The sequence below is a fragment of the Chryseobacterium sp. CFS2 genome (assembly GCF_036543225.1).
Taxonomy (GTDB): Bacteria; Bacteroidota; Bacteroidia; order Flavobacteriales; family Weeksellaceae; genus Chryseobacterium; species Chryseobacterium culicis_A.
In genome coordinates, this window is sequence record NZ_JAZHQU010000007.1 from 95,007 (window position 1) to 114,733 (window position 19,727).

The 19,727-nt window shown below is 35.1% G+C and carries 10 protein-coding genes; 1 reads left to right on the top strand and 9 read right to left on the bottom strand.

Annotated features, from left to right (window positions below):
- Window positions 1-84: 84 nt before the first annotated feature.
- From ODR02_RS16760 to ODR02_RS16790, 7 genes are all read right to left on the bottom strand, one after another.
- Window positions 85-1,731 (bottom strand): SusD/RagB family nutrient-binding outer membrane lipoprotein, encoded by a 1,647-nt coding sequence (locus ODR02_RS16760; RefSeq protein ID WP_209787134.1) that lies wholly within the window; start codon window positions 1,729-1,731, stop codon window positions 85-87.
- Between the two features lie 24 nt (window positions 1,732-1,755).
- Window positions 1,756-4,782 carry a SusC/RagA family TonB-linked outer membrane protein gene (locus ODR02_RS16765; RefSeq protein ID WP_209787132.1) on the bottom strand — a complete coding sequence of 1,009 codons (3,027 nt, stop codon included), beginning with the start codon at window positions 4,780-4,782 and terminating at the stop codon, window positions 1,756-1,758.
- A gap of 333 nt (window positions 4,783-5,115) precedes the next feature.
- Window positions 5,116-5,562 (bottom strand): lipocalin family protein, encoded by a 447-nt coding sequence (locus tag ODR02_RS16770; protein ID WP_209787126.1) that lies wholly within the window; start codon window positions 5,560-5,562, stop codon window positions 5,116-5,118.
- 50 nt (window positions 5,563-5,612) lie between these two features.
- A complete protein-coding gene (locus ODR02_RS16775) occupies window positions 5,613-7,073 on the bottom strand; it encodes a SusD/RagB family nutrient-binding outer membrane lipoprotein (RefSeq protein WP_309512836.1) in 1,461 nt (486 codons plus the stop codon).
- A 4-nt stretch (window positions 7,074-7,077) separates the two neighbouring features.
- Window positions 7,078-10,038 carry a SusC/RagA family TonB-linked outer membrane protein gene (locus ODR02_RS16780; RefSeq protein WP_209787122.1) on the bottom strand — a complete coding sequence of 987 codons (2,961 nt, stop codon included), beginning with the start codon at window positions 10,036-10,038 and terminating at the stop codon, window positions 7,078-7,080.
- A gap of 409 nt (window positions 10,039-10,447) precedes the next feature.
- The gene (locus ODR02_RS16785) at window positions 10,448-12,061 is read right to left on the bottom strand and encodes a SusD/RagB family nutrient-binding outer membrane lipoprotein (protein ID WP_209787109.1); all 1,614 of its coding nucleotides are present in this window, start codon (window positions 12,059-12,061) and stop codon (window positions 10,448-10,450) included.
- 24 nt (window positions 12,062-12,085) lie between these two features.
- Window positions 12,086-15,091 (bottom strand): SusC/RagA family TonB-linked outer membrane protein, encoded by a 3,006-nt coding sequence (locus ODR02_RS16790; RefSeq protein ID WP_309512837.1) that lies wholly within the window; start codon window positions 15,089-15,091, stop codon window positions 12,086-12,088.
- Window positions 15,092-15,387: 296 nt separating this feature from the next.
- Here ODR02_RS16790 and ODR02_RS16795 point away from each other — a divergent pair, with 296 nt between their 5' ends.
- The gene (locus ODR02_RS16795; protein ID WP_309512838.1) at window positions 15,388-15,972 is read left to right on the top strand and encodes a ribonuclease HII; all 585 of its coding nucleotides are present in this window, start codon (window positions 15,388-15,390) and stop codon (window positions 15,970-15,972) included.
- 132 nt (window positions 15,973-16,104) lie between these two features.
- On the opposite strand, the gene yidC is transcribed toward ODR02_RS16795, so the two are convergent.
- Together yidC and ODR02_RS16805 are read right to left on the bottom strand one after the other, a co-directional pair.
- Entirely contained in the window at window positions 16,105-17,904 is a 1,800-nt protein-coding gene (gene yidC, locus ODR02_RS16800; protein ID WP_309512839.1) for a membrane protein insertase YidC, read from the bottom strand.
- Window positions 17,905-18,082: 178 nt separating this feature from the next.
- Window positions 18,083-19,690: a CTP synthase gene (locus ODR02_RS16805; protein WP_309512840.1), complete on the bottom strand. Its 1,608-nt coding sequence runs from the start codon at window positions 19,688-19,690 to the stop codon at window positions 18,083-18,085.
- Window positions 19,691-19,727 lie beyond the last annotated feature (37 nt).

The following is a 19,727-nucleotide window of genomic DNA, read 5'->3' on the forward strand; positions in this document are numbered from 1 at the left end:
GCTCAAAATCCAAGTTACAAATATACGGAAATAAAAAAACCGCCCGAAGGCGGCCAAAATATATTAAATGTTAAAAAGTATTTGTTAAAATTTATCCCAGAATAGTTTGGTCGTTGCTTTATCTCCTCCTATTGCTGCAGCCGCTGCTGAAACATTATCGAAGTTTACGACATACTCCTGATCGGAATATAACATTCTATAGGGCACACCTCCTATCTGACTGTTGGGTGGAGTCTGAAGAGCCGGATAATCCAGTCTTCTAACAAAATTCCATGCAGAAAAAGGATTATTCCACATAGCAATCCAAGATTCGTATCCAATAGATTTTTTCCAGTTTGCAGCATCTAATGGATGAGCAGCGATATAAGCAGCAGCATCTGTGGATGACACTTCGTGTTCAGACATAGAAGATTGTATAGCAGAAGAGAAAAACAAAGATGCAGTCCCACCAGCATTATAACCTCTAGCTGCAGCCTCTGCTTTCAAAAACTGAACTTCTGTAAAGCCAAATAATTTAGCTGGTGCATTTGCCCGTTTATAAGCAGGGTTAATATGACTATTAGAAGTATAAGAGTTTTGAGATCCATAAGTTCCTCCCTTATAATAATCAAAAGTTAATAAATTTTCGGCATTTACAGCCATAGACATATTATCCAGAGTAATCGTAGTGGAGGTAGAAGAAATTACGTTTCCTATAAAACTTGTTGCTGTAGTATCATCAGCATATAGATATACTTTTGATCCGACGGTTACCCAAGAAGGAATATTACTAGAAAATGTAATCACATTACTCGTTACACTTGAAACTTTAGCAGGTGATATATTTTCAAAAAGCATTCCATGTCTTCTAGGATCAGAATTTGTATTCATTGGAGTAACTAGTACTGAAGAAGGAATAAAATCATTTCTACTTGATGCCACTAAATCATCGAATAAAGGATTTGAAAATGTTCCCCCATCAAATGTTAATGAAAATGAAGAAGCTTCAGAATCAATTACTCCAGCAGCTATAGCAGCTTCAGCTACTGATTTAGATGTTGCAGGATCTACATCAGCTAAATTTATAGCTAAACGCAGCTTAATAGAGTTGGCTAATTTTTTCCATTTGGACATATCTCCTTTGTAAACCAGATCAGCTGTATCATAGCTTTTTTTAGCTGTATTAATTTTTGATATTGCTATATCTAATCTTTTAATAAGGTCCAGATAAATAGATTTGGCATCATCATATTTAGGAGACTTGATTGTTTCTGCCTGTAAAGCCTGGCTATATGGTACGTTTCCATAAGTATCAACAATATTTTCCCATACGAATATTGAGGAGATTTCTAAAGTAGCCCATTTATTATTTACAATACCATCATCCGCATTTAGTTCAGCAGGCAGGTTTTTCATTGCCTGATTTAAACTATTCAGAGCATAAACATACATTCTATTAAAATGAGACCTAGGTTGTGCTCTAGTAATTAAATTATAATTGGTTTCTTCGGTATAAGTTGTTTCTGTCCACTGTTGTGTGAAAAATCGGTAATTATTAAAGTTCACACTACCAGTATACATATAATAAAAAGCTTGATATAGACCTGTAGCAAGCAAATTACTTGAAGGTACTACAGATGGGTGTTTAGGATCTTCGTTCAACTGTGTGATATCACTCTGGCAAGAGTTGATCATAAACAATGATGAAGCCAAGGTACCTGATAATAATATATTTTTTATCTTGTTATTCATAATAATTATAAATTATATTAATATTTAGAATTTACATGTGAAGTTTATTCCTACCTCTCTAGTAGTTGGTAAGGCCCCTATAGATGAACCATAAGAATATAACCCTCCCATCTGTGTTGCTTCCGGATCTGCATAAGGTAAGTTTTTATGAAGAATCCATAAGTTTCTTCCTACTAATGAAATTTTAGCATCATTCATAAAAGTATTAGCGATTAATGTTTTAGGCAACGAATATGTGATACTTGCTTCTCTTAATTTTACAAAAGAGCCATCATAAACAAATCGTTTACCTGGTGCCTTATCATAACTATCATTTGGATTCATATCATAACCTGCTACATCTACCTGAGCTTGGGTGGTATTTACCTGACCATTAGGATTCACTCCCTGAAGTACAACTCCATTTGTTCTATACCCATCCACAGCAGTTTCAGGATACAAACCACTAGCTAAGCCATAATATAAATCTGATGAAAAGATATCACCTCCATGTCTTACATCAATCAGGAAGCTAAGAGATATATTTTTATATCTGAATGTGTTTCTTAATCCTCCTGTCCATTTTGGCTGTGTATTACCAATAACTCTATTACCTTCTTTTAAATATAGCCCTGTAGTGGGATCAACAACCTTTTGTCCATTCAGGTAAACATAATCTGTTCCGAAGATATCTCCCCACGGATTTCCTACAGAAGCAACAATAGTTGCTCCAACCATACCCACTAATGGATACACTTTCAAACCGTCTTCCAAGGCCACAACTTTACTTGTATTTTTAGCCCAATTGGCATCTACATCCCAAGAAAAATCTTGTGTTTTTATGGGTGTAATCCCTAAATGAACTTCAACTCCTTTGTTATTAATTTGTCCAGCATTGATTGCCGCCGCTAATTGTCCTGATCCGGAAGATATATTAGGTGTAATAATCTGATTAGATGTTTTGGTATCATAATAAGCGGCATCTAATATAATTCTGTCTTTTAAAAAGTGTACTTCTGTTCCAAATTCAAATTCTTTAGATCTTTGAGGTTTAAGATCCGGATTAGGCAATGTGGTTTGAGGTTTATATATTCCAATCTGTCCATTGAATGAACCCGCTGTGAAATATTGTGGTGCTAATTGGTATGGATCAGCAGTACCTCCTACTTCAGCATAATTCCCTCTTACTTTCCAGAAATTTACAATAGAGTTTTGAGATTTAAGCAGCTCTGACAATATCAATGATCCGGAAAGAGAACCATAATTATATTTATTATTCTGTTTAGGAAGAGTTGAACTTACATCTCTACGGAATGTTCCATCCAAATAGAAAATTTTATTAAAATCAAGCGATACTGTTGCATACAAGCTATTCGTTTGAATAGTTGAAACATTTTCTACTGGATTTAATTCTGGTTTTAACGAATTATCCAAAGAATATAACCCAGCTTTTATAAGTCCCCCTTCTGTTGATGCTTCGGTTGAACTTGCATTATTTCTACGCACTGTCCCTCCAACAATACCACTCATGTTTAACCAAGGAAGCAAATCATATTTATAGTTGGCAAAAAGATCATAATTGATCTCTCTTCTTGTCAAATCATATCTGTCATAACCTGACCCTACACTTTTTTGTGAAATCCCAAATGCCTGAGGATATGATCCTACAGCCAATCTTCTTTCAAAAAGTAAATTGGTATTATCATAACTAAATTTACCTGTAATATTTACATGGGAATCAATATCATAAGTTAACTGTGCATAAGTAAATATTCTGGTTCGATCATCAGATTCATAATTCTTGTATCGTTGAAAATATGGGTTATTCCAAAACGCAGGAGTTCCATTAGCTGCAGATTTTCTATTCCAGGTTACATTTCCATAATTATTAGCGGCTGTAGGATTGTTAATATTGTTATTATATGAATTTTGTAACGCAACTACATCCACGTTGGTTTGCCACCATTGTCTGAATCCTGTAACAATGTTATCACTATATCCAGTTTCAGTACGGCCAATTGTACCTTGCACAGTTAAGGTTGAATAAACTGTAGCATGTAACTTAGATGTCAAATCATAATTAATCTTAGTAGATAAAGTATTCTTTCTTAAATTCGAATTTGGCAATAATCCATTAGACAGATTATTATCATAAGTTAAATTAAAATTAAATCCTTTACTCCCCTTAGATAAAGCTATTGAATTTATATACGACATTGGGGTTTCAAAAAATTTTAAAGGTCCGTTTTTGGCTGCTACCCACGGTGTTGCCTTACCATAATTTGGTGATGTAGGATCAAAAGAATCCCATTGATAAACCAATTTATTTGGATCATATTCCGGGCCCCAAGAAGCATCTTCACCAAAATTCACGTTATTAATTCCATTTGCTCCCGTCCCATAATAAAAAGATGGATCATACCCGGCTCCATATCTGTTTTGATAAGTAGGGAATGTAGATTTATCTATAAAACCGGCTTGTACAGACGATGATAATGTAACTCCCCAAGATCCATCTTCTTTACCTTTACCATTTTTAGTTGTAATTACAATCACCCCATTTAAGCCTCTTTCTCCATATAATGCAGAAGCAGCAGCTCCTTTTAGTACATTTATTGATTCAATATCTTCCTGGTTGATATCGGATAAGGCATTCCCTAAATCAAACCCTCCATTCGCACTACCTGAAAATGTAGAAGTGTTATTTACCGGAGATCCATCAATTACAATTAATGGGTTACTTCCTTGTAGAGATTTAACACCTCTGATTACTAAATTGGTTGCGCCACCAAAGTTGGAATTGGTATTAACATTTAATCCAGCAACTTTTCCAGAAAGCTGGGAAGCTACATTTCCAGTATTAGTAGTTCCACCAAATAATTTATCAGCTTTCACTTCCTGAGAGGAGTATCCAAGAGCTTTCTTTTCTCTCTTAATACCTAATGCAGTTACTACCACACCTTCAATCTCTTTTGTCTGTGTAGTAGTATCTTTTTTCTTCTGCTGAGCATTTACAATAGCAACGGAAGAAGATAATACAACGACAAGTAGACTCATTGTTAGTTTCTTCATATCAAAATTAATTTTTACTCATCAAAATTGTGTTTTTATTAACAATTCAACAAGTAAAACTTGAAAAAGTTAAAAATAAACCAGTATAAAGAAGTAAAAACCCATAAAACAATTAAAAAAAAACATTAAAAATAAAAATTTAAATAAAAAAAATAACATCAATATTTCAATTGATGCCATTTAAATCCACCTCTCAACAAAACCACATAACACATTGAATAAGTGATTAATATAAATACAAAAACCAAATTTAATTCCCAAAATTCTTTATTAAAACGATTACAAATAAAAAAAACCGCCAAAAGGCGGTTTTTTATACATAAACAAGAATATTTATTCTTTTCTGAAAACAAGAACAGCCTCGTCATTCCCAGGCGTATTATCCAGGTTTTTACTGTTGTCATTAATTCTTAATTCAGTATCAGAATAAGACTGTACTACTTTTTTCATTGTTTTAGTAACTCCAGCATCTGTATAAGTGATTGTAAGTGTATTATATAAACTATCATAAGCCCATTTTCCTACGAAAGAATCTGATAAATTACAATTTCCTGAAACCCCTGATTCATATCGATCATAGGCTCCTGAGAAATCGGCATTAATCATGATGACTCCTTTATCTTCACAATCATTCAATGCAATAGTTTTACCTCTGAATTCATATTTAAATGGTCGCCAGGTTCCGTTTATACTTACATTATTGGCCACTACATGAGTATCATCATCACTAGAACATGAAGCAACTCCCATTAATAAAAGAATTCCAATAAAATATTTCATAATTAAGTATTTTCTACATCCGGTTATCATTAACCGGATTATTATTCACATTAAAATTTATCCCAGAAGATCTTCGTGGAAACTTTATCTCCTCCAATTTTTGTTGCAGCTGCATTTACGTTAGTTGCATTCAAAAGATATTCCTGGTCGGAATAACGCATTCTAATGGGAACAGCTTCTACTCTGGAGTTTGAAGGGTTTACGAATACCGGGAAGTCTAGTCTTCTTGTAAAGTTCCATGCCTGGAAACCTTTATTAAACATGGCTACCCATGATTGCTCTCCAATTGATTTTTTCCAATTAGCAGCATCATATGGATTAGCCAAAACATAAGCTTCAGCATTGGCAGTACTAACACCATATTCTGTCATAGAAGCCCTAATTGCATCAGAATATAAAGTGGCAGCAGCTCCTCCTACACTGAATCCTCTTTGTGCAGCTTCAGCTCTTAAAAACATAATTTCTGTATAATCTAACAAGAATCCCTGAGCATTTTCCCCTGAAATAGCATTCGTAAAATGAGAATATTGTCCGAAAACGTTTTGCTTAGCATATTTTCCTCCAATATATACACCTCCCACAGTGGTAAACCAAATGGCTCTTCTTGGGTCATTTTTACCATTCATAAAATTCATTAAGACATCAGATGGTAAAAAGTCATTTCTACCAGACTGAATCACATCCTGATAAACAGGGTTTGATAATAAACCTGAAGGGAAAGTCTGTAATCCGAAGTTATCTAACTTCTCGGTAAATAATCCACCTGAATAAGCAGCTTCCGCATAAGTTTTAGCTAAAGCAGGTTCAACATCAGCAAGGGTAACCGCTAGTCTGAATTTCAAAGAATTACCCATTTTTTTCCATTTTGACATATCTCCTTTATAAATCAGATCATTGGAATATCCAGTACCTGAAGTATCGATCATAGCAAGAGCTGCATCTATTCTTTTAATAAGATCAAGATAAATAGTTTTTGCATCATCATAAGGAATTTCTGAATTTCCCGGATTTTCTGCAGTTGCCTTAAGAGCTCCAAAATAAGGAACATCTCCATATGTATCTACTAAATTGGCCCATGCATAAGCATTTACCAATTCAATCATAGCAATATTATTGTTTTTTGCAACACCACTTACTCCCTCGTTATCAAGAAACCTTCTGGCATCTCTCAATGCTGAAAGAACTCCTGGAGAATTTACTGTAGCCGAAGAAGAAGCCATCATACGATTGTAATGGTTTCTAGGAATCGGTCGTGATACCATATCATATCTTGATTCATCAATATAGGTTGTTTCTGACCATTGCTGAGTAAAAAATCTGGTAATATTACGGTTAACATTAACATTCAATATTTGATCCAGTAAAACCTGTTCGGCACTTGCAAAAAGTACTCCGGAAGGCACTTCCGTTGGGTGCTTAGGATCTTCATTCAATGAAGTAATCTCTCTTTCACAAGACGTAAAAGTTAATGATAATGAAGCTAAGCCTATAATTAAAAATATTTTTTTCATTTTTTTAGAATTTTAAAGTTATATCTATTCCAATATCACGAGTCGTAGGCAGCACCCCGATAGACTGTCCTTTTGCAGCTAATCCGTTACCTGTACCTGCTTCCGGATCAGCGTATGGTAAATTCTTATGGATAATCCATAAATTTCTACCTACAATAGATATTTTTGCATCTCGAATAGAAGTATTCGCTAAAATAGATTTCGGCAATGAATATCCTATACTCGCTTCTCTTAATTTCACATAAGAAGCGTCATATACGAATCTCTTGTTTGGCATAACACCATACCCGTCTACACTACCAGCAGAGGTTGGATCACCTGCAACAGTAGTATTGACATTTCCATTAGGATTCACTCCCGGATTGATCACTCCACTTTCTCTATAATAAGCGGTCTCTTCATATAAACCAGTAGCTGTACCATAGGCCATATCCGGAGAATATACATCTCCTCCCTGTTTTACATCAATAAGGAAACTTAAAGAGAAATCTTTATAACGGAAACTGTTTCTTATACCTCCTACCCAGTCTGGGGTAATATTTCCAATAACCTGGTTGTTATTTCTAAGATAATTTCCGCTCACCGGATCTACAATTTTGTTACCATTGGCATCATATTGATAATCTGATCCTACCAACGCTCCAAAAGCTTCACCTACACGAGCATTCAAAGACACTCCGTTCTGATACGTTGCCATTAGATAATTCTGTGAATTACCGTTTAGAGCAATAACTTTATTTTCATTCTTAGACCAGTTCACATTAACATCCCAGGTAAAGTTCTCTGATTTGAATGGAGTACCATTCAACTGAACTTCTATACCTTTATTATCAATTTGTCCGGCATTTACTAAGAATGTTCGGTATCCTGTAGCTGAAGATACGGGTAAATTGATAATCTGATCAATCGTTTTGGTCTTATAAATAGCGATATCAAATCCTAATCTATTTTTGAAGAACTGAGCCTCCATACCAAATTCAGTTTCTTTAGACCTTTGAGGTTTCAAATTAGGATTCGCAAGGAAATAAGGCTGATCAAACAATCCTTCTCCTCTTGCTTTAAATGTATTGGCTAATCTGTAGTTCGATGTAGAAGAACCTACTTCTGCATAGTTTCCTCTTACCTTCCAGAAGCTAAGCCATGGTTGTTTTACAAATTCCGACAGGATAAGGGATCCTGTTACGGATGGATATGAGTAACTGTTATTTCCTTTTGGTAAGTTTGAAGATTGGTCAACACGGAAAGTACCATCTACAAATAAGAAATTCTTATAACCAAATGATGCTGTCGCATATAAACTTGAAGTTAAAAACTTCGCATAATTTTCATCAGGAGGAAGTATTGTTCTTACCGAGTTGGATATAGCAAAAAGTCCTGGTTTAGATAAACCACCTTCTGTACTCATATATACATTATCGATCAAATTTCTTCTCACGTTTCCTCCGGCAATCCCACTCACATTCAAATCAGGAGTGATATCAAATTTATAGTTCGCAAATAAATCAAAATTCATTTCCGAATTTTTAACATTCGTTCTTGCATATCCTGAGCCCACATTAAGACCGGAAGCTCCGAATACTTGAGGTAATGATCCGTTCATCAACCTTTCTTCTACCACCATCTGCAAATCATCATAGGATAATTTTCCGGTAATACCAAAGTTTTTAGAAACGTCATATTTTAATTGTGCATAGCTAAAAACTCTTGTTCTATCATCTGACTGATAACTCTGGTATCTTTGGAAATAAGGGTTATTCCAATACTGAGGAGTTCCATCAGTTGCAGAGGTTCTGTTCCAGCTGAAATTACTGTTGCCATTGTTTTGGTAAGCATTTCTTAATGCAGCTACATCTACATTGGTTTGCCACCATTGTCTAAAACCAGAAACAATATTATCTGAATATCCTGTTTCATTACGTCCTCTTGTACCTTGTAATGTTAATGTAGTGAAGACTGAAGCGTGGAGTTTATCTGTAAAATCATGGCTAAATTTTGCAGAAATTGTATTTTTTCTTAATTCTGAATTAGGCATCAGACCATTGGAAAGCATATTGGAATAGGATAAGGAAAGATTTGAAGTTTTATTTCCTTTTTCAATGGTAAGTGTATTAACGTATGTGACTGGTGTTTCAAAGAATTTAATAGGTCCGTTTTTAGCAGCTACCCAAGGTGTTGCTTTACCATAGTTTGGAGAAGAAGGATCAAATGAATCCCATTGATAAACCAATGAATTAGGATTAAACACAGGACCATAAGATGCGTCATCCCCAAAGTTAGCATAATTATACCCTCCAGGCCCCGGATCTTCATTCCAAGATTCTCCTCCATATCCAGCTCCATATTTTGTCTGATATTTAGGGAATGTAGATTTATCAATAAAACCAGCGGTAATTCCTGAGTTTAAAGTAACTCCCCAGCTTCCGTCATTATTCCCTCTACCACTTTTGGTCACAATAAGGATAACCCCATCACTTCCTCTTTCTCCGTATAAAGCAGATGCTGCTGCACCCTTTAGTACGTTGATTGATTCAATATCTTCCTGGTTGATATCTGATAAGAAATTACCATAATCGAAAGGAGCTCCTGTTGTTACAGTTGTATTATTTACAGGGGAACCGTCAATTACAATAAGTGGAGAACCTCCGTTTAATGATTTGTATCCTCTGATCAAAAGGTTGGCAGACCCGCCAAAGTTGTTATTTGTATTTACCTGTAGTCCGGCTACCTTACCTGAAAGAAGAGATGCTACGTTACCTGTATTGGTAGTTCCACCAGTTAACTCTGCTGCTTTTACTTCTTCAGAAGCATAACCAAGAGATTTTTTCTCTCTTTTAATCCCGAGTGCGGTTACTACCACACCCTCAATTTCTTTTGTTTTAACAGTATCATTCTTTTGCTGGGCATTGGCAACAGCTATAGAAGAAGATACTACTAAAACAAGAAGACTTGCTGTTAGTTTCTTCATATCAAATTAATTTTTGTGACTGTACAAATTTGTAAAACTTTCTTAATACCACAAAGAAAAATGTAGAAAAATTGAAACTTATTTAATATTTTAGAATAAAAACAATCAATAAATTATTAAAATAAGTTAAAAACAAAACATTTAACAAAAACCCCTCATTTAAAACTTATTTTTTTTAAGAAATAATAACAATCATTTAAATTGATAGAATCTATAATAATTTGCGCTCCTAAAGAAGTTAAACAAACTGAATGTCAATAACTTGAAAATCATAAAAAGAAAGAAAATATCTATACCCATTACAGATGCTATGTTGTGCATATTTTCATAAATAAAGAAACTTTTGCTTTTTAAAACAAAAAAAACCGCCCGAAGGCGGTAAAATATATTAAAATTGTTTTATAAAAAATTAGTTCTGATTCCAGAATGGAGTCGTTTGGTTCTTAGTAAAACACTGAGCATTTGAAATCTGAGGAACGTTCGCTGAGTTAGCTACATATTCAGATGACGGATACATCAATCTGTATGGCTTATTAGGCTTCGCTGAAGTTGTTGCCATAGGAGTAACCGGGTAACCAGTTCTGTTATAATCAATGAAAGATTCCGTAGGGTTAATTCCTGCAGTAGCTAACCATTTTTGAGTCATGATCGCTTCAATCTTATTATCGTTAGTACCATTCCAACCTAAACCTACTTTAGCCTGAATAGCAGTAATGTATGTAGCAGAAGTACCCGCTGTAGCATATAGATAATCAAAAGATGCTTTGATACCATTTTCAAATTTGGCTTGTCCATTAGAGAAGATAGATGGATATCTAACAGCAGCTTCAGCCTGAAGGAAGTTACTCTCTGAACGTGTCATTAAAACACCAGATTTCGCAGATCCAACCGATGTAAGCTGAGCAGTAGTACTAGGGCTACCTTGACCAAATATCCAACCATTTCCAAATCTTGAAACCGTTGTAAGATCAGTCGGAGCTCCCGGCTGTCCTGGTGTAGCACCCTGTCTAACTCCTTTAACAACTGAAAGACCATTATAAGCAACTAATGAGAACATTCTTCCTCTTCTTGCATCAATGATACCATTAAATTTCTGATAAACATTATCAGCCATATTATAAGGGTTACCATTAAGACAAGTTGCAATATGTTCAGATGCTGTAAATAATGTATTATTCTGCAACTGAGAATTAGAACTGTTTCTCACATAGTATCCATAAAACGGGTTCTGCTGGTCATCATTAGCAGCACTGTACCCAGGATTTACTAAAACATCGCTATCTATAAAGTCTGCCCCTGCTAAAGTTTGAAGTTGCTGATCTCTAAAAGTAGCCATAGAACCTGTTACTTTAGACATTCTAACCAACATTCTTAGTTTCACAGTATTCGCAAGACGCTTCCAGTTATCCATTGTTCCCTGGAAAACAATATCAGTAGCACCAAGTTCAAGTGCAGCAGCATTACCGTTATCAATAAGAGTGATAGCATCATTCAGACCAAGAATTAATGATCTGTAGATTTCCTCATCATTATCGTATTTTGGAGTTGCATTAGCCTGACCCATAAATGCCTGGCTATAAGGAGCATCCCCATACAAATCTACAATAGTCTGCATATAAAATGCTTTCATCACTTTTGCAGCAGCTACATAATTATCATATTTATGGTTAGAATTATCATATTTCTCAATAGCAACAAAGTTACTTACGTTTCTGTATAATCCATCCCAGATCTGTGGATAAAAAGAACTATCTACATTTAATGTATATTCGTTACCAAATGGAGCTCCAAAAGAATAAGAGTTACCCGCATAAGAGTTCATCATAAGCCCTCCAAATCTATTCATCCATGTAGCTTGTGTTCTGTAAGTCTGAGCAACAGCACCAGGAAATAATAAAGTTGGTGTAATAGCTTCCGCATGAATATTATTTGGATTTTCATTAATATCCAGATAATGATCACATGAAGTCAACGTCATTGAGGTAACGATTAAACCAAGTATTGTATATTTAAATTTTTTCATTTTCAAGTAATAATTAATTAAATTTTAGAAAGATGCTTTAAGGTTAAATCCAAAGCTTCTAGTTGATGGATACTGCGTTGTATAAGCAAAACCTGCAGCATTCCCTGTTGTACTTGCAGTTTCCGGATCAGCATAGTTTCTGTTATTATCTGCGTACTTAAAGAATGGGTTTCTTGAATAAACACCGATTGTTAATGAGTTCAAGAAAGTTGAGCTTAATACTGATCTTGGTATATCATAGCTTAACGCAATTTCTCTAATCTTCAATGCAGTTGCATCAACTACCAGGTTTTCACCTACAGCTCTATACGCACTACTTGAGAAATAGTTAGTAACGTTAGTATACGTTCCTGCACCTCCTACTGGCGTATTATTTGGAGTGTAGATTGGGTTAGCAGCAGTTCCTGTATTCTGTACTGAATTAGGAACAACATATCCTTGAGTTCTGTCAAACTCAGCTGACTCCTCTAAACCTCCTGTAAATGCAAGTAAGTTTTTCGTAAAGGATACAAATTTACCACCTTTTCTAAAATCTCCCATCGCAGATAAAGTAAATCCTTTATACTTAATGTTTGTAGAGAATCCAAGAATATAATCAGGAGTTGCTCTTCCTAACACCTGAAGATTACTTGTTGTCAAAGGATTTCCTTTAGAGTCAACAATAATTCTTCCCTGATCGTCTCTCTGGAATGCACTTCCTTTGATAACCGGGAAATCAGATCCTTTTACAGCAAAGATACCTACTGCTGCTGAAGTACTGCTTAATAAAGATACTTCATCAGCTCCATCAGCTAATTCCAATACTTTAGATCTATATGTAGAGTAAGACACCTTCATATCCCAAGTAAAATCACTTGTTTTAATTGGCGTTATTCCTAAATCAAGTTCAAGACCTCTTAGTCTCATTTTACCCACGTTATCAAGAATACTTGTTAATCCTGATGTACTTGATGCAGTTCTTGCCGTAATTAAGTCATCAGTTGTAGATTGGTAAACAGACGCATCTAATCTAATTCTATCTTTCAGGAATCCTAGAGACATTCCGAAATCTAAAGTATTAACAAATTCAGGTTTAATATCTACCGATGTAGGCGTTTGATTATTAATATATGAACTTAATCCGTTAAATGGGAACCCTGTCGGGAATACTCCGATTTCATCTGTTCTGTAAGGATCTACTGCAGTTGTGTTACCTACTCGTGTATATGATCCGGTAATTTTTGCGTAGTTAAGAATATCTCCTTTTAAGTTAGCAAATGCTTTAGTTGGCACAAAAGATAAACCTACAGAATAATAAGGATAAACCGGGTTTGTTCTTTTTCCTGTGCTATAAGGTCTTGTTGACAATACTGAAGACTGCTCAATTCTAAATGTAGAGTTTAAGAACAAATAATCATTATAGCTTAAATCTAAATTCGCAAATCCTGCAATAATTCTACTGTTTGTCTGATAGTTATCAAGATTAGCACTAGAGAATGGATCTGGATTAAGTACATTTTTAATGTGATACCAACCTGGAATATCTAAATTATTACCTCCTACAGATGTTACATTGTAAGTTCTGTCCTGGATGTTATTACCAATGTTAAACTTTAATCCGATTTTATCCGTTAACTCATAATTAAAGTTAATCATTAAGTCACCATAGTAGTTTCTTTCCTTAGATGTACTTTCATAGAACCAAGAAGTGATATCACCATTTCCTAAATCACCAAAAGTAATTCCGTCGATGGATGCTCCAGGAAGGTTATATGTATTAGTAAAAATAGCACCATCATTATGTCTTGTATAAGTCATCCCTCTAGTAGTAACGTTTCCGTTATACGTAATGTTGATGTTCTTATTCAATTCATAATCTAAACCAAGGATAGCACTAAAGTAATCACTACGTCTGTCATATCTTTCGTGATCAATTGTCCAGTATGGGTTTACAGCATATCCTGTGTAATATCCTTCAATTCCACTATTTCTATACAGTTTAATGTTGTTGTTAGTAGGAGTTTGAAGAATATCATCATATAATGATGAGTTTGTAGTGGATATTATTCTATTGATATAGTTGATGTTACCATCAATTTTCAATTTTCCTATTTTCTTTCCAGCTTTAAAAATAAAACTGTTTTGTCTTAATTTATCACCCTCAACTACGAAATTATTTTCAGTTCTGTTAGCAGAGAAGGACACATATGAATCAGATCCACCTGCTGTTGCTGTAATTCCGTTTTGGGTTAATACTCCTGTTGAAAAGAATTTATTCATGAAATTCTTCACTGGAGCATATTTTTCATAAATAAATGAACCATCAGCCTGTGGAAGACCTGAAGGCATCATTGTTCCTCCGATAGCCGGGTTGTCATAAGCAGCTCCCCAAGACATGTTTTCCCATGGCACATAGTTTGTACCACCGTAATCCACATCACTCCATCCTTCATCCTGAACTCCTTTACCGTACTTCTGCTGAACTTTTGGAAGCATGAAAACATTAGAGATATCAATAGACGAATTGAACGTCATCTGAAGTTTCTCAGATTTTGTTCCTCTTTTTGTCGTCACAATAATTACCCCGTTCACCCCTTGCTGCCCATAAAGAGCTGCTCCTTGTAAACCTTTAATTACGTTGATGTTTTCGATTGCTTCTGGTGGTATCTGCTGTAAGATGTCAGCAGATGAAATAACGTTATCAATTACAATTAACGCTTGGTTATTACCCGTGATAGATTTAGCACCTCTTAAGACAACTCTATAGCTAGGATCCACACCATTGTTTGTCAAATTGATTTGTAAACCTGAAACCTTACCCGTCAATGCCTGTACAGCAGTTGGTGCTGACGCCTGATTCAGTTCTTTTGTCGTTACAACTTGCTGTGTATTTGTTATCGCATCAGCCTTTCTTTTGATACCTAAGGCTCCGGTAACAACTATCTCCTCTATATTTTTGGTTTTTAGAGTATCTTTCGTGTTTTGGGCTGATACCATCATAAATGACGACGACAGTACCACCGCGAAAACACTCGCAGTTAATTTCTTCATATCAAATTCAATTATTTTTACAGATTACAAATATGTGAAACTTTCACAAAATAACCAAAGAAAATGTTAAAATTTTATAATTAACAAAAACAAAAGCATTTAACATATGCCAAAACTAACAACTCATTAAAAAAATATACATTATTTCATCAATATGAAAAACACATACAATTAGCAACCCCAATAAAAAAAATTAAAAACAGTAAATTATACTTGTTATAACAATAAAAACAGTAAAAAACACACAAAATCACTTCCTGCAAAATTTTATATTTTTGCATTTATAGAAACAATTCATGGAGCTAATAAAAAACTGGTCAAACCTTTACATTGAAGCCGGATGTGATGAAGTAGGAAGAGGATGTTTAAGCGGTCCGGTAGTAGCAGCAGCGGTAATTTTAGATGATGACTTCAAACAAAATCTGGTGAATGATTCAAAAAAATTAACATTTAAAACCCGGATGGAGCTGGACCATTATATCAAAGACAATGTAAAAAGCTATGCTATTGCAGAACTTCCCCCATCCTTTATTGATGAACATAATATCCTCAATGCAAGCATTCATGCCATGCATCGTGCACTGGACAAACTGAGTATTACACCGGAACTTATTTTGGTAGACGGGAATAAATTCCATCCCTATAATTATATTCCTCATCAATGTATCATTAAGGGAGATTCCAAAGTTTTATCTATTGCTGCAGCTTCCATTCTTGCCAAAAATTACAGAGACCAATTAATGATCCAGCTTCATGAAGAACATCCGGAATACGGCTGGGATACCAATTTTGGCTATGCCACAAAAAAACACCAGGAAGCCCTTATAAAACACGGTCCAACAGTTTATCACAGACAATCTTTCAGACTGAAATATGATTAAAAACCTCTCATTTTCAATTATTAAATTCGCATATAACAATTAGAAATTTAAAATCTTTCTAAATAAAAATTACTATAAAAAAAGAGAAGCAATACTGTATTGCTTCTCTTTTTTAAGATATAATTAAGAAAATTATTTCTTTTTACTTCTTTGTTGCTCCTGAGTCTTTTGTTGCTCCTGAGCCTTCTCCATCATCTCTCTCATTCTCTTCTGGAATTTACCTTCTGCTTTTGGTTTTTCCTTGTTAGACTGAATCTGAGCATGGATTTTCTTTTCATCCAAAATCACATATTTAATAACAAGGATGATTAAGATGTTAATCGCATTCGATACAAAATAATACCATGAAAGTCCTGAAGCCGAAGTGTTAAGGAAGAATAAGAATGTCACCGGGAAGATGTACATTAATACCTTCATATTTGGCATTCCTTCCTGTTGAGGCTGCTGCATATTTCCTGAAGTCATTACAGTATAGATTAAAATAACAACGGTACAAGCTAATGCAAAAATACTTAAGTGATCTCCAAGGAAAGGAACTTTGAACGGAAGCTTGATCAAATCATCATAAGCTGTCAAATCCTTTGCAAACCAGAAGCCTTGCCCTCTAAGATCAATAAAGTTCGGGAAGAAACGGAATAATGCATAGAAGATAGGAATCTGAACTAATGCCGGTAAACATCCCGCCATCTGGTTTACTCCCGCTTTTCTGTACACTTCCATTGTAGCCTGCTGTTTCTTCATCGGATCTGCATCCTTAAACTTAGCGTTTACCTCATCAATTTCCGGACGGATTACCTTCATCATCGCACTCAATTTATGCTGCTTATACATAATTGGTGAAAGGATTAGTTTCACAATGATTGTCATTACGAAAATTACCCAACCTGCTGATAATCCCCACGCAGCAATAATACCATATAACCACATGAAGAAATAACGGTTCATCGCTCCGATGAATGACCAACCTAACGGAAGAATTTCATCAAAGTTTTTATCATAGGATTTAAGCAATGGTAAATCCAATGGCATGAAATACCATGTAAAGTCCTGGTTCAGCTCACTTCCTGTCATCTGAACAAAGCCTTCATAGTTGAGTTTCTTCAAATATTCACCTTCTTCAACATTTTCCTGGTTTCCTTTACTTTGGGTGAATCCGTTTTTCGCTTCAATTACTGAAGTGAAGAACTGCTGTTTTACCCCAATCCAGTTAAGAGTCTCCTTTTCTTCTTCCATCGTTGTTCTTCCATCATAATCATAGTCTTTATAATTATTGAATGCATAGGAAAATTCTGAGTGAGATTGCTCCTGAGCTCTACCTTTCTCTAAGTTTCTTACATTGTAATCCCAGATGAAATCTGCTTTGTTATCGGAAGTAATTTTGGAAAGTCCCTGAGTTCTTACTTTAAAATCAAGGGTATATTTTGGAAGTAGTGTGTAAATGAATTGAATTACAGCACCATTATAATCTGCAGTTAAGGTTACAGCATTTCCACTAACAGAAGGTGAGAAAACTAAATCTTTAGTATTAACAGTCTTTCCTGTTTTATCTTTAAACTGAAAACCGTAGTTTGAATTATTCTTAGTGATCAGATAAAGTGGCTGATCTGCATTGTCTGTTTTGTGGTTGTAGGCTTTATATTTTAAAAGCTCTACTTTGGAAACCTGTCCTCCTAAGCTTGAAAATTCAAGTTTCAGTTCATTATTTCCAAGACTTGCGGTCTGGATGGCGTTAGGAGTTACATTTGGATTGATATTGTTTGCCTGAGTTTGCTTTACGGCATTTTTAGCCTGTTCCGTTTTCTGCTCCTGAGCTTTCAACTCCGCTTCTTTCGTTTGTTTGTTCTGGAAATAGAACATAAAACCGAAGAGAACAAGGCATAAAACCGCGAAACTAATCATTTGCTTCTTATCGATTCCGTTGTTTTGTTGCATTTTATTTTATATTAAAATTTTAAATTTAAAATGTACGCACTGGTGTACGTAATTTGAGCTGACAAAAATACTGTTTTTTTATCAAAACTCTATGCTTTACGTTGTTACTATATAATAAACTCAAGCTGAGAATAATCAGCCTGAGTTTATATGTAGACGTTTATGATAAAATTTTACCTTATTTCTTTTCGCAAGCCTTAATGAAAGCTCTGAATAAAGGATGCGGTGTCGCTACCGTACTTTTATATTCCGGGTGGTACTGAACTCCCACATAGAATGGATGATCAGGAAGTTCAAGCGCTTCTACCAAACCAGTTTCAGGATTGGTACCTGTAGCAAGGAAACCGTTCTTTTCAAACTCCTGAAGATAATCACTGTTGAATTCATAACGGTGACGGTGTCTTTCAGAGATATTTTTGCTTCCGTAGATATCATAAAGCTTAGAACCATTTTTCAAAGAACACTTCCATGCTCCCAGACGCATTGTTCCACCTTTATCTACCACATTTTTCTGTTCTTCCATCAAGGAAATTACAGGATCCGGAGTTGCTGTATCAAATTCCATGGAGTTTGCTTTTGTATGTCCTAAAACATTTCTTGCAAATTCAATCGTCATGATCTGCATTCCTAAACAGATTCCCAACATCGGAATTTTATTTTCTCTTGCATATTTTGCCGTAAGAACTTTTCCTTCAATCCCTCTGTCTCCGAAACCTGGAGCTACAAGGATACCATTTACTCCTTTCAGAGTATCTTTGATGTTTTCCTCCGTGATATCTCCACTGTATACCCATCTTACTTTTACTTCAGTTTCAAGGTCAGCTCCTGCATGTTTGAATGCTTCAGCAATAGAAATATAAGAATCCTGAAGGGAAATATATTTTCCAACTAATGCAATTTCAACAGTTTTCTTTGGATTTTGGAATTTCTTAAGGAAACTCTTCCAGTCTTTTAGATCAGCATCTTTATCACTCTTCAGATCAAGTTCTTTCAATACTACATCATCGAAATTCTGCTTCTGAAGATACATTGGAACTTCATAGATCGTTTCAAGATCTTTACATTCGATAACATTATCTAAAGGAACGTTGCAGAACTGTGCCAGTTTTGCTCTCTGATCTTTAGGAATTTTGTGTTCTGTTCTGCAAACTAAAACATCAGCCATAATTCCGCTTTCCATCAACTGACGAACAGAGTGCTGGGATGGTTTTGTTTTTAATTCTCCACTTGAAGCCAGGTAAGGCAATAAAGTCAGGTGGATTACCATAGAATTACGCTCTCCCAATTCCCATTTCAACTGACGAACAGTTTCAATGTATGGTAAAGATTCAATATCCCCTACCGTTCCTCCGATTTCAGTAATGATGATATCGTAGTTCTGTTTTGAAAGGATTTTAATTCTACGTTTGATTTCGTTAGTAATATGAGGAATTACCTGAACTGTTTTTCCAAGGAAATCTCCTTTTCTTTCTTTTTCGATTACAGTCTGGTAAATTTTTCCTGTAGTAACGTTGTTGTTTTGGGATGTAGGAGCATCAAGATAACGCTCATAATGGCCTAAATCCAGATCCGTCTCCGCACCATCTTCAGTTACATAGCACTCTCCGTGCTCATAAGGATTCAAAGTTCCTGGGTCGATATTGATATAAGGATCTAATTTTTGGATCGTTACATTAAAGCCACGTGATTTTAGTAGAAGTCCCAGAGAAGCAGAAACGATTCCCTTTCCCAAAGATGAAGTTACACCTCCTGTCACAAAGATGTACTTTGTATTCTTTTTACTCATTAGATTAGGTTTGTGCAAAGTTAGGGGAAAAAGAAAT

What these genes read in the sequence shown, in the direction of transcription:
- ODR02_RS16760 (WP_209787134.1), bottom strand. Translation starts at nt 1,731, where the DNA reads ATGAATAACAAGATAAAAAATATATTATTATCAGGTACCTTGGCTTCA.
- ODR02_RS16770 (WP_209787126.1), bottom strand. Translation starts at nt 5,562, where the DNA reads ATGAAATATTTTATTGGAATTCTTTTATTAATGGGAGTTGCTTCATGT.
- ODR02_RS16785 (WP_209787109.1), bottom strand. Translation starts at nt 12,061, where the DNA reads ATGAAAAAATTTAAATATACAATACTTGGTTTAATCGTTACCTCAATG.
- yidC (WP_309512839.1), bottom strand. Translation starts at nt 17,904, where the DNA reads ATGCAACAAAACAACGGAATCGATAAGAAGCAAATGATTAGTTTCGCG.
- ODR02_RS16795 (WP_309512838.1), top strand. Translation starts at nt 15,388, where the DNA reads ATGGAGCTAATAAAAAACTGGTCAAACCTTTACATTGAAGCCGGATGT.
- ODR02_RS16780 (WP_209787122.1), bottom strand. Translation starts at nt 10,038, where the DNA reads ATGAAGAAACTAACAGCAAGTCTTCTTGTTTTAGTAGTATCTTCTTCT.
- ODR02_RS16765 (WP_209787132.1), bottom strand. Translation starts at nt 4,782, where the DNA reads ATGAAGAAACTAACAATGAGTCTACTTGTCGTTGTATTATCTTCTTCC.
- ODR02_RS16775 (WP_309512836.1), bottom strand. Translation starts at nt 7,073, where the DNA reads ATGAAAAAAATATTTTTAATTATAGGCTTAGCTTCATTATCATTAACT.
- ODR02_RS16790 (WP_309512837.1), bottom strand. Translation starts at nt 15,091, where the DNA reads ATGAAGAAATTAACTGCGAGTGTTTTCGCGGTGGTACTGTCGTCGTCA.
- ODR02_RS16805 (WP_309512840.1), bottom strand. Translation starts at nt 19,690, where the DNA reads ATGAGTAAAAAGAATACAAAGTACATCTTTGTGACAGGAGGTGTAACT.